Origin of the sequence: Pseudomonas sp. MH9.2, assembly GCF_034353875.1 — a bacterium.
Classification (GTDB): domain Bacteria; phylum Pseudomonadota; class Gammaproteobacteria; order Pseudomonadales; family Pseudomonadaceae; genus Aquipseudomonas.
Genome location: NZ_CP133784.1, coordinates 4,283,767 through 4,297,775 on the forward strand (window position 1 = coordinate 4,283,767; position 14,009 = coordinate 4,297,775).

Sequence of the window (14,009 nt, forward strand, 5' to 3'; positions counted from 1 at the left end):
TCCTTAGATAAGCCCGAGTTGGTGCAGTGCGGTTTGAGCTGACAGTGGATCTTCGGCAAGCGTCAATCCGTCGATCTCAGTGGTCGATACGGACAGCTCGGCAAAATGGATGCACACCGTTGGCCCGGCCAGTAATTTGGGGCAGGCGATGTTGCCCAGCAGCTTGGGCAATTGACTGAGGTTCAGCGCCTTGCTGGAATACAGCAGCAGGGCGCGGGCCTGCAGGTATTCCACCGCGAGCGCCAATTCGCCGTTCGGCAGCGGCCAATCGAAGACCTGTACCGGGCAATCTGCGCTGCTGATCAGCCAGGCAGTCAGCCACAGGTGCGGTTCCAGTGGCAGGTCGGACTGATTGACCAGTAACAGAGGGGCGCCCTTGAGTTGGCGGTTGTTGTAGTAGATCCGTGCTCCCAACTTGCTGCGCAGCCACGAGTAGAAAAATACTCGCTCCAGTTGCGCGCCGAACTGTCCCTGCCAGCACTGTTCCAGCTCTGCCAGCAACGGCAGCAAAAGCTGCTCGCAAAGGGTGCGAGGCGGGTACAGCGCCATGGCCTGGTTGACGGTTTCGTCGACCTTGCGCTCGTCCAGTTGGCTGATCGCGTGCATCAACGCCTGGCGCAAAGTGTCCCAGTCGTTTTCAGGGTTGTTCGCGACCGGCTGATGAGTGTCGAGCAGGTGTTTGACCTGGCTGACCGATACGCCACGGTTGAGCCATGTCAAAATCTTCAGGATGCGTTGCACATGTTCGGCCGAATACAGGCGATGACCTTTAGGCGTGCGCTGTGGCACTACCAGTCCGTAGCGCCGTTCCCATGCGCGCAGGGTGACGGCGTTGACCCCGGTTTGTCGGGCGACTTCACGGATCGGCAACCAGCCTTGTTTCAGCGCCAATGCGTAGGCATCGGGCCCGGATTCCGGGGCATTGTCGAGTGCCTCGCAGCTAGAATCGTTCATGGGTTAGATCGCATTTCGCAGGCTGAGATTTTCCGGGTGCGGTTGCAGGTAAATCTGCTGGGCCACGTACGGGTCGGGGTTTTGGCGCAAGTGGTGCTTGAGCAAGGTCAAGGGCACCACCAACGGCACGACGCCTCGGCGATATTGAGCAATCAGGCGCTGCATTTCCTGGCTGTCCCCAGCGCTCATGGTTTTTTTGAAATAACCGTTGAGGTGCTGCAGGACATTGGTGTGGGTGCCACGGGTGGCGCATTTTTTCAGCGCGCTCATCAACTCGCTGAAGTAGCGCGGGCCGACTTCATTCGGATCGGCTTTGGCCATGGAACCGAGCATCTTCCCAAGCACTCTGTACTGCGCCGGGTGGTTGGCCATCAGTTGGTATTTGTAGCGTGAGTGGAATTCGGTCAGCCCGCGACGGGTCAGCCCGTTACGCAGCAAGGCTTGCCAGTCGGCGTAGGCAAATACGCGGGTGATGAAGTTTTCTCGCAGCACTGGGTCATTGAGGCGACCGTCTTCTTCCACCGGCAGATTCGGGTGCCGAGCGCAAAAAGCCTGGGCATAAATCCCGCGACCACCGTCTGTTGCCGGTACGCCGTTGTCCTGGTAGACCTTGACCCGCTCCAGGCCGCATGAGGGGGACTTTTGCATAAAAATGTAGCCGCAGATGTCGTCCATTTCGGTCGCCATGTGCGTGCCGTAATCTGCCAGCGCCTGGGTCACGTTCAATTCGCTGTGCACGCTGCCGACCGCCTGCGGATTAGCGGGGTCACCGATCAGGCGAATGGCTTCGCGGGGAATGCCCATGCCGATGGCCACTTCCGGGCAGGCCGGTACGAAGTCGAAATACTCAGTCAGGCTTCGGGTGCATAGGTGCGATTCTTTGTGGCCGCCGTTAAAACGCACTTCGACGCCCATCAGGCAGGCGCTGACACCGAGCTTCGGTTTGTGGATGGCGGGGGTGCTGGTCATAACGAACCTCTGAGCTGGACTTGTACAGATACTGTTTTCTGTACAACTTAAGTCCATCATAGGTTCGTGGTTGTACAAGTCAAATTATTTGTACAGGAGTTGTCACGAATTGGCAGGAAGAGGGCTTCCGTGACGAGGTCAGGCGAGGGTGAGGAGAGGTGTTTGGCGCGGAGCTACTTCCAGCCGAGGCACCAGGCTTCAGTGTTTTGCAGGGTTTGCCAGGGAAAGCGCTCACTGCGCTGGGTGAGCACGGCTTGCAATTCGATATCCAGCACGTTGCCTTCTTCGTCGCAGAACAGTTCGGTGACCAGAAAATGCTTTTCACGGTGTTGAGGATGGGCTGCTGTCCACTTGGACAGCAGCAATTTACGCGGATTGAGACGGTTCATTCCAGATGCTCGATCAGCCGGCGCGCGGCTTCTTGACCGCTGAGCCATGCACCTTCGACGCGGCCCGACAGGCACCAGTCGCCACACACATACAAACCCAGATCCGAGTCGGACAATGCGCCCCATTCGTGGGCCGTTGCCGGGCGTGCGTACAACCAGCGGTGTGCCAGGGTGAACGCGGGGGCGGGCATGGCGCAGTCGACCAGCTCAGCGAAGGCTCCGTGTAATTGTTCGATCACGGCTTCCTTCGGCATGTCTAGGTGCTGCTTGCTCCAGGCGCTGGTGGCATGTAACACCCAGGTGTCGAGTGCGCTGTCACGTCCCGGTTTACTGCGGTTGCGGGCCAGCCAGTCAAGCGCGCTGTCCTGCACGAAACAGCCCTCCATCGGGGTTTGCAGGGGGGGGCGAACGCCAGTGCCACGGCCCAGGTCGGCTCCATTTGCACACCGGCCGCGACGCCAGCAAGTTTCGGCGCGGCCGCCAGCAAGGTTGTCGCTTGCGGTGCGGGCGTGGCGATGACCACATGGCTGAAGGGGCCGTAGGTAATGCCGTCGGCGTCCTGCAGATTCCAGTGTTCTTCGCCGCGAAAGACTTCAGTGATCCGGCAAGAGAAGGTGACCGGCATATCGCCGCGCATGGCTCGGGTAATCGCACTCATGCGCGGGGTGCCGACCCAGCGCACTTGTTCATCCGGCGACGGGCTGAGCTTGCCTGCGTGGTAGTTGTAGAGCAATGGCTTCCATTCAGCGACATGGCCTTTGGTTTGCCATTGCTGAACCGCGTCGAGGAAGCGGCGGTCGCGAGCAGTGAAATACTGCGCGCCCAAGTCCAGAGACCCCGCATCGCTGCGCTTGCTCGACATTCGGCCGCCACTGCCGTGGCTTTTATCGAAAAGATGAACCGGATGCCCGGCGGCGTGCAGGGCTTGGGCGGCAGAGAGTCCGGCGATGCCGGTGCCGATGATTGCGATGGGTACAGTCATAGGGGCCTCGTTTACCTTGTCTGTACAGACTACGCCGTAGTTAAAACCTGTACAATATTGTTTTTTGGTATAACTTGCTGCCTTGGGCTGATCGTACGGCTCGACAGCTTGAGTCTGGCGCCCTGATGGGTTTTTTCAACTACCCGAACGGGTCATGCAGCCTCACCGCTTTCAGGGGTAGCCTATTGTTAGGTCAACGGCGCCGAGTAAAAGCGCCGGGGTGTCATTAATAGACTAACGATTTGCGACGAACGCCACGCGAGGGAGATGTCATGCACATATTGCTGACCGGCGGTACTGGTTTGATAGGACGTCAACTCTGCAAGCACTGGCGGGCTCAAGGTCATCAGCTCACTGTCTGGAGTCGAAGGCCTGAAGAGGTCGGTAAACTCTGCGGCGATTCGGTCCGCGGCATTGCGCGTCTTGACGAGGTGGGTGCCGAACCGGTTGATGCGGTGATCAATCTGGCAGGCGAGCCGATTGCCGACAGGCCCTGGACCCGCAAGCGCAAGTTACTGCTGTTGAGCAGTCGCATCGGCCTCACAGAACAACTGCTCGCCTGGCTGGAGAGGCGCGAACAAAAACCGCAGGTGTTGATTTCTGGCTCGGCGGTGGGCTGGTATGGCGATGGTGGCGAGCGTGAGCTGGACGAAGACGCGCAGCCAGTCATCCGGGATTTTGCCAGCCAGTTGTGCGAAAGCTGGGAAGAGACCGCGCAACGTGCGGAAGAGCTGGGCATCCGTGTGGTGATTGTGCGCACGGGGTTGGTGTTGGCCAATCCCGGTGGTTTTTTGCAGCGCCTGTTGCTGCCGTTCAAACTCGGTCTGGGCGGGCCCATCGGTAATGGTCGGCAATGGATGTCGTGGATTCATTTGCGCGATCAAGTTGCGCTAATTGACTTTCTGTTGAATCAGCCTGACGCACGAGGTCCTTATAATGCCTGCGCGCCGCACCCGGTACGTAATCGCGAATTCGCCAAGACGCTGGCTGGCGTGCTGCACCGCCCAGCGTTCATGCCATTGCCGGCCCCTGTGTTACGCGTGCTGATGGGCGAAATGTCCGAGATGTTGCTGGGTGGTCAGCGCGTGCACCCCTTGCGATTGCAAGCGGCAGGTTTCACTTTCCAATTCACTGATCTGCACGCGGCCCTGGATAATTTGCTGGGTCGCCACTGAAATAGGATGTTGCATGACCGATCACGCGCTGTTGCTGGTCAATCTGGGTTCACCGGCGTCGACCAAGGTGGCGGATGTCCGCAGCTACCTGAATCAATTTTTGATGGACCCCTATGTTATTGACCTGGCTTGGCCTATTCGGCGCTTGCTGGTGTCACTGATCCTGGTCAAGCGCCCCGAGCAGTCGGCGCATGCCTACGCCTCGATCTGGTGGGATGAAGGTTCGCCGCTGGTGGTGCTGAGCCAGCGTTTGCAAAAAGCCATGGTCAAGGAGTGGACCCAAGGCACGGTCGAGCTGGCGATGCGGTATGGCGAGCCGTCAATCGAGACGACGCTCACGCGCCTGGCGGCCCAGGGTATTCATAAGGTGACGCTGGCGCCGCTGTATCCGCAGTTTGCCGACAGCACCGTGACCACGGTGATCGAAGAGGCAAAGCGGGTCGTGCGGGCGAAACACCTGAAGCTACAGTTTTCGGTGCTGCAACCTTTTTACGACCAACCCGAATATATTGAGGCGCTGGCGGAACATGTCCGGCCGCATTTGCAGCAGGAACATGACCATCTTTTGTTGAGCTTCCACGGCCTGCCAGAGCGGCATCTGCACAAGCTTGATCCGACGGGCAATCATTGTTTCAAGGGCTCTGATTGCTGCCAGACGGCGTCTGCAGAAGTGCTTGCCACATGCTATCGCGCTCAGTGCCTGCGCACGGCTGCACTGTTCGCTGAGCGTTTGGGCTTGCCCGAAGGCAAATGGTCGGTGTCGTTTCAGTCACGGCTGGGCCGGGCCAAGTGGATCGAACCGTATACCGAGGCACGACTTGAAGCCTTGGCTCAGCAGGGGGTCAAGAAGATTCTGGTGATGTGCCCGGCGTTTGTCGCTGACTGCATTGAGACGCTGGAAGAAATCGGTGACCGTGGTCGCGAGCAATTTCGCGAAGCCGGTGGTGACGACTTGGTCCTGATCCCTTGCCTCAATGATGATCCTGACTGGGCCTCGGCGCTGAATACGCTGTGTGAGCGGGCGCCATTGATGCTTTGATGGGGGTGTGAGGGGCAAGATTTTTGCGGAGGATGTGAAAACTTCAGGCTCGATCCCGTGTGCAGGAACAAGGGCTGTGCCTGGCACAGCCCTTGTGGGAACGAAGCGAAAAACTAAAGCATCTCCTCCAGCTTCTTCTTGTGCTTCCAGCTGTCATTGCCTGGCAGCAACAGGTTCAGCGCAATCGCGACCACGGCACACAGGGCAATGCCCTTGAGGCCGAAGTCGTCGGGGCCAGAGCCTGTACCAATCAATACCCCGCCGATACCAAACACCAGCGTCACCGAGACAATCACCAGATTTCGCGCTTCGGCCAGGTCGACTTTGTGCCGGATCAGGGTGTTCATCCCCACCGCCGCGATTGAGCCGAACAGCAGGCAGAGAATCCCGCCCATCACCGGAATCGGGATGCTTTGTAGCAACGCACCGAACTTGCCGATGAAGGCCAGGCTGATGGCGAATATCGCCGCCCAAGTCATGATCTTCGGGTTGTAGTTCTTGGTCAGCATCACCGCGCCCGTGACTTCGGCGTAGGTGGTGTTCGGAGGTCCGCCAAACAGGCCGGCCGCCGTGGTCGCAATACCATCACCGAGCAGGGTGCGATGCAGGCCTGGCGTTTTCAGGTAGTCGCGCCCGGTCACGCTGCCGACCGCAATCACTCCGCCGATATGCTCGATGGCCGGTGCCAGTGCGACCGGAACGATGAACAGAATCGCCTGCCAGTTGAATTCCGGTGCGGTGAAATGGGGAAGTGCCAACCAAGGGGCTGCGGCAATTTTCGCGGTATCGACCACACCGAAGTAGAACGCCAGAGCAAAGCCGACCAGGACCCCGGAAATAATCGGCACCAGACGGAAAATCCCTTTGCCGAACACCGCGACGATCACGGTGGTCAGCAGGGCTGGCATCGAGATCAACATCGCGGTGCGATAAGGGATCAGTTCCGCGCCGTCACCGCCTTTGCCCATGGCCATGTTCGCGGCAATCGGCGCCATGGCCAGACCAATCGAGATGATCACCGGACCGATCACCACCGGCGGCAACAGGCGGTCGATAAAACCGGTGCCTTTGACCTTCACTGCCAGGCCCAGGAAGGTGTAAACGAAGCCCGCCGCCATCACGCCGCCCATGGTCGCCGCCAGGCCGAACTGACCCTTGGCGAGAATGATCGGGGTGATAAAGGCGAAGCTCGATGCCAGGAATACGGGCACCTGACGTCGGGTGACGATCTGGAACAGCAGTGTGCCAAGCCCGGCGGTGAACAATGCCACGTTAGGATCGAGCCCGGTGATCAGTGGCATCAAGACCAATGCACCGAAGGCCACAAACAGCATTTGTGCCCCCGACAGAACCGTACGCCAGAGCGGATCGTTGAACTCATCCGGCTTCATCAGGCGTCCTTCTGCTTGGTACCGAATATCTTGTCGCCGGCATCGCCCAGGCCCGGAATGATGTAGCCGTGTTCGTTCAGGCATTGATCGATGGACGCGGTGTAGATCATCACGTCAGGGTGCGCTTTATCCACGGCAGCGATGCCCTCTGGTGCGGCAACCAGGACCATGGCGCGGATTTCCTTGCAGCCCGCTTTTTTCAGCAGGTCGATGGCGGCGATCATGGAGCTGCCGGTGGCCAGCATCGGGTCGATGATCATCGCCAGACGCTCGTTGATTTCCGGGACCAGCTTTTCCAGATAGGTATGCGCTTGCAGAGTCTCTTCGTTGCGGGCCAGGCCCACGGCGCTGACCTTGGCGCCCGGAATCAGGCTGAGTACCCCGTCGAGCATGCCGATGCCGGCGCGCAGGATCGGTACCACCGTGATTTTTTTGCCAGCGATTTTCTCGACCTGCACAGTGCCGGCCCACCCCTGGATTTCGTAGTTTTCCAGCGGCAGGTCTTTGGTCGCCTCGTAGGTGAGTAGCGCACCGACTTCCTGAGCAAGCTCGCGGAAGTTCTTCGTGCTAATGTCAGCCCGGCGCATAAGGCCGAGTTTGTGGCGGATCAGCGGATGGCGGATCTCACGGATAGGCATAAGGAAAGGCTCCGGCGTGGGGCAAAAAAAACGGCCTAGATTAATCTATTCAACGGTGACTGTCCTAAGACATCCGGAACGTTAGTCCAGAAGTGCTTGCTCTGACCGAAACGGATGCGTACCTTTGCCCGCTTTTATTCCACCGCACCCCTTGGAGAGCGCTATGTCTGCTGATCTCGAGCATATCCGTCAAATCATGCGCGAGGCTGACTGCCTTTACACAGAAGCTGAAGTCGAAGTCGCCATCGCTCGTGTCGGTGCGCAGATCAATGCCCAGCTGGCCGACAGCAATCCCGTGGTGTTCTGCGTGATGAACGGCGGCCTGATTTTTTCTGGCAAGCTGTTGACCCATCTGAACTTCCCGCTGGAAGCGTCTTACCTGCATGCCACCCGCTATCGCAACGAAACCACCGGCGGCGACCTTTTCTGGAAAGCCAAGCCGGAAGTCTCGTTCATGGACCGCGATGTGTTGATCATTGATGACATCCTCGACGAAGGTCATACCCTCGGCGCGATCGTGGATTTCTGCAAGCACGCCGGTGCGCGCGCTGTGCATACCGCCGTGTTGATCGACAAGGATCACGACCGCAAGGCGCGCGCTGACCTGAAAGCCGATTTCGTCGGTCTGCCGTGCATCGACCGCTACATCTTCGGTTACGGCATGGATTACAAAGGTTACTGGCGTAACGCGGCTGGCATCTATGCGGTTAAAGGAATGTAATGATGAGCGCTCCGCGTTTTCTCGACCAGTCGCTGTTTGCCGATCTCGCCGAGAAAGCGGCGGCGAGTCCGCGTGGCCGGCAGCACCACAATTTCCATCAGATGGAAGAGCCGTGTCACCGCATGGCGGTGGGGATGCAGCCAGGTACTTACATTCCGCCACATCGCCATCTGAGTGCCGACAAGGCTGAATGTTTGTTGGTGCTCAAGGGTGCGCTGGGCCTGTTGGTGTTCGATGAGGACGGCCAATTGCTGAGCAAACGGCTGATGCAGGCGGGCGGCGATTGCGTGGGTGTGGATTTGCCTCCGGGCGTTTTTCACGGTTTGGTCGTGCTGGCGCCGGACACCCTGATGTTTGAATGCAAAGCCGGTCCCTATCGTCCGGTCAGCGAAGCCGAGCTTGCACAGTGGGCTCCGCGCGAAGGCGAGGCGGGGGTGGCCGAGTATCACGCCTGGATGCGTGCGCAGTTCGAGTAGCGGCAGCGTGTCTGATACACACACACACACATGATCTATCGCACGTCATCCTGACCCAGCCAGCGCAACGCTTTTACTCGCGCTTGTTGCAGGTCGCGCACGTAAGCCAGTTGCCCTTCAAGCCGATGCACGCCGGCCCGGCGTAATTTCAAGCGCACCCTCGGCGTGGTCCCGACCAGGATCAGGCCGACCCCTGCACTGCGGTATTCAACCAACACGCTGTCCAGCGCTGCCAGTGCAGTCATATCGAGCATGGGCACCGCGCTCATTTCCACTACCACGACCTTGACCCCCGAGCTGAACTTACGCAGCACGCTGAGGGCTTTTTCCGCCGCGCCGAAGAACAACGGCCCGCGAATCGCGTAGCTCTGCACCTGGTCGGGCATGTCGTGCAACGCTTGGTGGTAGCTGCGCGGCAGTTCCGCAGTGTCGGTCAGATCGCTCATGCGCTTGATAAACAGCCCAGCCGCCATGAGCAGCCCGACCCCGACCGCCAGCACCATGTCGAACAGCACCGTCAGGCTCAAGCAGGTCAGCAGTACCCATACATCGCTACGTGGCGCTATGCGCAGGGTATGGATGACGTGACGGGCTTCGGCCATGTTCCAGGCCACCATCACCAGCAACGCGGCCATTGCCGCCATGGGCAGGTAGCTGAACAGCGGCGCCAACAGGACAATCGCGACCAGCACCACGGCGCTGTGAATGATCGCCGCTATGGGTGAAAACGCACCGGCGCGGATGCTGGCCGCACTGCGGGCGATGGCCGCCGTGGCGGTGATCCCGCCGAACAACGGGCCAACCAGATTGCCCAGGCCTTGGCCGATCAGCTCGGCATTGGGGTCGTGTTTACTGCCTGTCATACCATCGGCGACCACCGCGCATAGCAGTGACTCCATCGCGCCAAGCATCGCGATGGCAAACGCCGGGGCCATCAGTTGGCGGATCAAATCATAGGACAGGGTCAGCGATTGCCCATCGGCGGCGGGCAGGTTCCACGGCCAGGTGAAGGTCGGCAGGAACGGCGGAATGCCGGCATGACTGATGCCATCGACGCTATAGCTGAAGCGTTCACCAAGGGTTGCGACTGACCAGCCCGCTGCCTCCATGAGCAATCCCAGCAGCGCGCCTACCGCCAGTGCAACCAGGTGCCCCGGGACTTTCGGCACCCAGCGTGGCCAGACGATCAGGACTGCCAGGCACACCGCGCCTACCACCGCATCGCCTAAGTGAGCGCTGGGCAGCGACTGGAGTAGCACGCCTACTTGCTCGACATAGTGCTGCGGCTGGCTGCTGAGGGTCAGACCGAGTAAGTCTTTGAGCTGCAAGGTTGCGATCACAATCCCGATCCCGGCGGTAAAACCTAGGGTGACTGGGTAGGGGATGTATTGAATCAGCCGACCTGCGCGGATCAGGCCAAGCGTGATCAGGATCAGTCCGGCAAGCATTGTGCACAGCAACAGGCCGCCGAGTCCGTACTGCTGGGTGATGGGCAGCAAAATCACCACGAAGGCTGCGGTCGGTCCGCTGACGTTGAACCGCGAGCCGCCCGTCAAGGCGATCAACGGGGCGGCCACCAGCACGGTATACAGCCCATATTGGGGGGCGACGCCCACGGCAATGGCCAAGGCCATCGCCAGAGGAATGGCGATAACCCCTACCGTCAGGCCGGCGCTGAGGTCGCCGCGCAAGGCTATCCATGAGTATCCGGCACGCCAGGTTTGGCGCCAGGCAGAAAAAACGGGCGGCAATGAGAAAGACATGGCAACTCCAGCAGTGAGCGCATCGGTCCGCTCGGTTGATTCATTATATTTATTCGTACAGCCACTAATGGTTTCAGTCAGACCCCATTCAAGTATGGGCTCGGTACGGGCAGTGCGCCTTGATCCGTATCACCGAGCCTCATGCTAGAGTGCTCTCCAGCTTTTTGGGGAGTCAACATGACCTTAGTAATCCGTAGTGCAGCAGCCTTGATGCTTTCGCTCAGCCTGCCGCTGGCTGCCGCGCCGAGCCAGAGCCCTGGCATCTCCACACCCATGCACGCGTACTATTTGCCGCCTGATGATCTGGCGGTGCGCGAGGGTAATCCGGAACAGCAACAATTGCTGCAAATCACTGAATACTCGGTGGTAATTGGCAGTCAGCGCCAGTCCAATCAGCAGCCGATACCGGTGACCTTTCCAGTGTTACTGCGTTTGAAGGGCAAGCCAATGAACAAAGGCGCCACCGTGTCCGAGGTGCTGATTCACTTCGACGGTGAAAGTAAAAGCCTGAAGAAGCCTGCCTTCGATGACCATACCCGTACCTTGACTCTGTATTACCCAATGGCTGAGTACCGGGCAGTGCTCGATCTGTTGCGCAACGAGAAGGTGTATTGCCAGTTTTTGAGCTACGCCAATGGGCATGTATGGGCCGATCTGCACACCATGGCCGTACGCGCGCGTTGAGCGTTACGGTGGGCGAGAGGTAAACTGCCTGCCCGTGAAATATCCGCAAGTCAGTTGGAGTCAGCAATGCGTAAAGATAAGAAGCAGTTGATTGGTGATGAGATCGGCGATGCGCAGATCAAATTGTTCCTCGACTTCGAACCGGTCGATGCAACTTCACCGTCGCTGCACAAGCTGATCAAGGCGTACCGAGGCCTGCGGATCAATGAATTCGAACGTTTCCTGGTGTTCTTCCTCGAAGCCGGTTACGACCTCGATGGCAAAGATGAGCACGGCAAGGATTTCATCGCGCTTATTGCAGACCAGCGTCATGCCGATGAATACATCGAGTTGATCGAAAAAGCTCGCGGCTGAGACGGACACGTCAGGCCATAAAAAAACGCCCCGAAGGGCGTTTTTTTATGGGCGGTGGAGACAGCGCGTTACCTTAAGCGAAGCTTTTGGTCTCGCTGCTCTTCTCTACCAACTCCAGGCTTTCATTGGTCTGGGCGTTGATGCGCTGATACAGCTGCGCGTCGGTTTCCAGAGCCTTTTCCCGAGCCGGGAAAATTTCGTTGAGCTTGGCGGCCCATTCGTTGCGAGCCTTGTCCGCGAAGCAGCGTTCGATCAAATCGAGCATGATCGACACAGTTACCGAGGCACCTGGGGAGGCGCCGAGCAGGGCAGCCAGAGAACCGTCTTTGGCCGAAACCAGTTCGGTACCAAATTGCAGGACGCCGCCTTTTTTCGGGTCTTTCTTGATGATCTGCACGCGCTGACCAGCTACTTCCAGGCGCCAGTCTTCAGCCTTGGCTTCAGGGTAGAAGCGACGCAGCGCTGCAAGACGTTGCTCCATCGACTGCATCACTTCGCTGACCAGGTATTTGGTCAGGTCCATGTTGTCGCGCGCCACGGCCAGCATCGGACCGATGTTGGCGGCGCGAACCGACAGTGGCAGGTCAAGGAACGAGCCGTGCTTGAGGAACTTGGTGGTGAAGCCGGCGTATGGCCCGAACAGCAGAGAGGTCTTGCCATCGACGACACGGGTGTCGAGGTGCGGCACCGACATCGGCGGTGAACCCACGGCGGCCTGGCTGTAGACCTTGGCCTGGTGGCGCTTGACCACTTCCGGGTTGTCGCAACGCAGCCATTGACCACTGACCGGGAAACCACCGAAACCTTTGCTTTCTTCGATGCCTGACATCTGCAGCAACGGCAGCGCCGCGCCACCTGCGCCAAGGAACACGAATTTGGCATCGACTTCGCGGGTATTGCCGGTGTTGACGTCCTTGATGCTTACGCTCCAGCCCTGACCCTTGCGGCTCAGACCGGTAACGCGCTTGCAGTATTTAACCTGGGCGTCCGGGGTGCTGGACAGGTGCTTGAGCAACTGATTGGTCAAGGCGCCGAAGTTGACGTCGGTGCCTTGCATCACGCGGGTGGCGGCGATCCGCTCGTCAGCAGGGCGCCCCGGCATCATCAAAGGCATCCACTCGGCCAGTTTGGCCTTGTCTTCGGTGTATTCCATGGCAGTGAAAGCATGATGCTTGTGCATGGCTTCAAAGCGGTGCTTCAGGAACGCGACGCCTGCTTCACCCTGGACGTAGCTCAGATGCGGAACCGGGGTGATAAAGGACTTCGAGGAGCCGAATGTGCCTTTCTTGGCCAAGTAGGACCAGAATTCCTTCGATACCTCGAACTGGGTGTTGATGTGCACCGCTTTCTTGATGTCGACGGAGCCATCGGCCGCTTGCGGCGTGTAGTTCAGCTCACATAGCCCTGCGTGGCCGGTACCGGCGTTGTTCCACGGGTTTGAACTCTCCGCGGCACCAGAATCCATCAGCTCAACGACTTCCAGCGTAAGGCTGGGGTCGAGCTCTTTAAGCAGTACTGCAAGGGTGGCACTCATGATGCCTGCCCCAACCAATACCACATCGACTGCTTCGTTATGCGCCATTAACGCGTCTCCAAAATCTGCAGAACCAAATTGACGGCATACGATCCTGAGGTCAGCTGCCAAGTGTTTGCGGGGCGTGTATCCGAAAATGCCCCTGGTAACTCATGGCCAGGATCGCCATGTCCGATTCTTCGCAATTTTTTGCATCTTCAGCGGACACCGCCAATCGGGCTTTGAATTCGTATGAACTCATTTTCAGGCTCGGTTAGCAATTCGACTATCGTCAAGGCGTCCGGTTGTGCAACCAAATCCGTAGCGGACAGGCTTCAGACTCCAGTCATGGAGGCTGCGCAGCAGTCAGTCCTGTTCAAGGGGGCTGGGTCAGACATTAATGGTGCATCTACAAACGCAAAACTATTCATTTGCTCGCCACACTCTTGTGAAGTAGTGAAAACCCGTTTTTTTCACGCTCTTTTGGAGACGTGAACCTCAAAAAAGAACTGACGCAATGGCAGTTCCGGCAGATCGGATGCAGGCAAGGGTGAGAGGCTGGACGGCGAGAAAGGTTCGAAGCGATTCGAGCTATTCGACACCGGACCAGCAAGCACTGCGCTTGCAAACGACCTGTGTGGGCGGCTCTCTGTGGGCGGTGCGGGGGAGCTAATACAGGGTATTAGCGATGCTGCGAGGCCCGATCAGGAGACGTCCTTATAATCGGGGGAAGATTATAGCGATGAAACGTGCGGAATTGATCTTATTAACTGACTTTTATTAGCGCGTCAGTCGGTTCGCAAGGAGATGGCGGTTACCGGAGTGTGCAGCGTGCGGGCTGATACGCAGGCTGGCGAGGCTCCTGTCGAGTGAGCCGGGAAAGATTGCCCAAAGGACGTGACATCTCGGTAACACTTTCGTGGCGAAGGTATGTCACAAGGAACTGTACCCTGTCATCCCG

At 58.7% G+C, this 14,009-nt stretch carries 14 protein-coding genes and 1 pseudogene; 6 read left to right on the plus strand and 9 right to left on the minus strand.

The window, feature by feature from the left end:
• Positions 1-3: 3 nt before the first annotated feature.
• The 4 genes and pseudogenes from RHM55_RS19705 to RHM55_RS19720 all read right to left on the minus strand — a co-directional run bounded on the left by RHM55_RS19705 (position 4) and on the right by RHM55_RS19720 (position 3,294).
• On the minus strand, positions 4-954 hold the full coding sequence (locus tag RHM55_RS19705; RefSeq protein WP_322177925.1) for a MerR family transcriptional regulator: 951 nt from the start codon (positions 952-954) through the stop codon (positions 4-6).
• Positions 955-957: 3 nt separating this feature from the next.
• The gene (locus RHM55_RS19710) at positions 958-1,923 is read right to left on the minus strand and encodes a DUF523 and DUF1722 domain-containing protein (RefSeq protein WP_322177926.1); all 966 of its coding nucleotides are present in this window, start codon (positions 1,921-1,923) and stop codon (positions 958-960) included.
• 173 nt (positions 1,924-2,096) lie between these two features.
• The gene (locus RHM55_RS19715; protein WP_322177927.1) at positions 2,097-2,312 is read right to left on the minus strand and encodes a TIGR02450 family Trp-rich protein; all 216 of its coding nucleotides are present in this window, start codon (positions 2,310-2,312) and stop codon (positions 2,097-2,099) included.
• Positions 2,309-3,294 (minus strand): annotated as a pseudogene (locus RHM55_RS19720) (NAD(P)/FAD-dependent oxidoreductase). The gene RHM55_RS19715 and the pseudogene RHM55_RS19720 overlap by 4 nt, the downstream one beginning before the upstream one ends.
• 272 nt (positions 3,295-3,566) lie before the next feature.
• Here RHM55_RS19720 and RHM55_RS19725 point away from each other — a divergent pair.
• Both RHM55_RS19725 and hemH read left to right on the plus strand, forming a co-directional pair.
• Positions 3,567-4,469, plus strand: a complete 903-nt coding sequence (locus tag RHM55_RS19725; protein WP_322177928.1) for a TIGR01777 family oxidoreductase — start codon at positions 3,567-3,569, stop codon at positions 4,467-4,469.
• 13 nt (positions 4,470-4,482) lie between these two features.
• On the plus strand, positions 4,483-5,508 hold the full coding sequence (hemH, locus tag RHM55_RS19730; protein ID WP_322177929.1) for a ferrochelatase: 1,026 nt from the start codon (positions 4,483-4,485) through the stop codon (positions 5,506-5,508).
• A 113-nt stretch (positions 5,509-5,621) separates the two neighbouring features.
• Here the strand turns inward: hemH and RHM55_RS19735 are convergent, their stop codons facing one another.
• Both RHM55_RS19735 and upp read right to left on the minus strand, forming a co-directional pair.
• The gene (locus RHM55_RS19735) at positions 5,622-6,899 is read right to left on the minus strand and encodes a uracil-xanthine permease family protein (RefSeq protein WP_322177930.1); all 1,278 of its coding nucleotides are present in this window, start codon (positions 6,897-6,899) and stop codon (positions 5,622-5,624) included.
• Complete coding sequence (gene upp, locus RHM55_RS19740) at positions 6,899-7,537, minus strand: uracil phosphoribosyltransferase (RefSeq protein ID WP_219063502.1); 639 nt, start codon at positions 7,535-7,537, stop codon at positions 6,899-6,901. Before upp ends, RHM55_RS19735 begins: the two co-directional genes overlap by 1 nt.
• A gap of 163 nt (positions 7,538-7,700) precedes the next feature.
• Between upp and RHM55_RS19745 the strand changes: the two genes are divergently transcribed.
• A complete protein-coding gene (locus RHM55_RS19745; protein ID WP_219063503.1) occupies positions 7,701-8,258 on the plus strand; it encodes a hypoxanthine-guanine phosphoribosyltransferase in 558 nt (185 codons plus the stop codon).
• A gap of 2 nt (positions 8,259-8,260) precedes the next feature.
• Positions 8,261-8,734 carry a WbuC family cupin fold metalloprotein gene (locus RHM55_RS19750; RefSeq protein WP_322177931.1) on the plus strand — a complete coding sequence of 158 codons (474 nt, stop codon included), beginning with the start codon at positions 8,261-8,263 and terminating at the stop codon, positions 8,732-8,734.
• Positions 8,735-8,769: 35 nt separating this feature from the next.
• Here RHM55_RS19750 and dauA read toward each other — a convergent pair whose 3' ends face one another.
• Complete coding sequence (dauA, locus tag RHM55_RS19755) at positions 8,770-10,497, minus strand: C4-dicarboxylic acid transporter DauA (RefSeq protein ID WP_322177932.1); 1,728 nt, start codon at positions 10,495-10,497, stop codon at positions 8,770-8,772.
• A gap of 177 nt (positions 10,498-10,674) precedes the next feature.
• Between dauA and RHM55_RS19760 the strand changes: the two genes are divergently transcribed.
• Entirely contained in the window at positions 10,675-11,181 is a 507-nt protein-coding gene (locus tag RHM55_RS19760) for a hypothetical protein (protein ID WP_322177933.1), read from the plus strand.
• A gap of 66 nt (positions 11,182-11,247) precedes the next feature.
• Positions 11,248-11,535, plus strand: a complete 288-nt coding sequence (locus RHM55_RS19765) for a PA4642 family protein (RefSeq protein WP_322177934.1) — start codon at positions 11,248-11,250, stop codon at positions 11,533-11,535.
• 73 nt (positions 11,536-11,608) lie between these two features.
• On the opposite strand, the gene mqo is transcribed toward RHM55_RS19765, so the two are convergent.
• Together mqo and RHM55_RS19775 are read right to left on the minus strand one after the other, a co-directional pair.
• On the minus strand, positions 11,609-13,117 hold the full coding sequence (gene mqo, locus RHM55_RS19770; RefSeq protein WP_322177935.1) for a malate dehydrogenase (quinone): 1,509 nt from the start codon (positions 13,115-13,117) through the stop codon (positions 11,609-11,611).
• Between the two features lie 52 nt (positions 13,118-13,169).
• A complete protein-coding gene (locus RHM55_RS19775; RefSeq protein ID WP_322177936.1) occupies positions 13,170-13,310 on the minus strand; it encodes a hypothetical protein in 141 nt (46 codons plus the stop codon).
• Between the last annotated feature and the right edge of the window lie 699 nt (positions 13,311-14,009).

Coding starts and splice junctions, on each gene's coding strand:
- RHM55_RS19705 (WP_322177925.1), bottom strand. CDS start 954: ATGAACGATTCTAGCTGCGAGGCACTCGACAATGCCCCGGAATCCGGG.
- RHM55_RS19710 (WP_322177926.1), bottom strand. CDS start 1,923: ATGACCAGCACCCCCGCCATCCACAAACCGAAGCTCGGTGTCAGCGCC.
- RHM55_RS19715 (WP_322177927.1), bottom strand. CDS start 2,312: ATGAACCGTCTCAATCCGCGTAAATTGCTGCTGTCCAAGTGGACAGCA.
- RHM55_RS19725 (WP_322177928.1), top strand. CDS start 3,567: ATGCACATATTGCTGACCGGCGGTACTGGTTTGATAGGACGTCAACTC.
- hemH (WP_322177929.1), top strand. CDS start 4,483: ATGACCGATCACGCGCTGTTGCTGGTCAATCTGGGTTCACCGGCGTCG.
- RHM55_RS19735 (WP_322177930.1), bottom strand. CDS start 6,899: ATGAAGCCGGATGAGTTCAACGATCCGCTCTGGCGTACGGTTCTGTCG.
- upp (WP_219063502.1), bottom strand. CDS start 7,537: ATGCCTATCCGTGAGATCCGCCATCCGCTGATCCGCCACAAACTCGGC.
- RHM55_RS19745 (WP_219063503.1), top strand. CDS start 7,701: ATGTCTGCTGATCTCGAGCATATCCGTCAAATCATGCGCGAGGCTGAC.
- RHM55_RS19750 (WP_322177931.1), top strand. CDS start 8,261: ATGAGCGCTCCGCGTTTTCTCGACCAGTCGCTGTTTGCCGATCTCGCC.
- dauA (WP_322177932.1), bottom strand. CDS start 10,497: ATGTCTTTCTCATTGCCGCCCGTTTTTTCTGCCTGGCGCCAAACCTGG.
- RHM55_RS19760 (WP_322177933.1), top strand. CDS start 10,675: ATGACCTTAGTAATCCGTAGTGCAGCAGCCTTGATGCTTTCGCTCAGC.
- RHM55_RS19765 (WP_322177934.1), top strand. CDS start 11,248: ATGCGTAAAGATAAGAAGCAGTTGATTGGTGATGAGATCGGCGATGCG.
- mqo (WP_322177935.1), bottom strand. CDS start 13,117: ATGGCGCATAACGAAGCAGTCGATGTGGTATTGGTTGGGGCAGGCATC.
- RHM55_RS19775 (WP_322177936.1), bottom strand. CDS start 13,310: ATGAGTTCATACGAATTCAAAGCCCGATTGGCGGTGTCCGCTGAAGAT.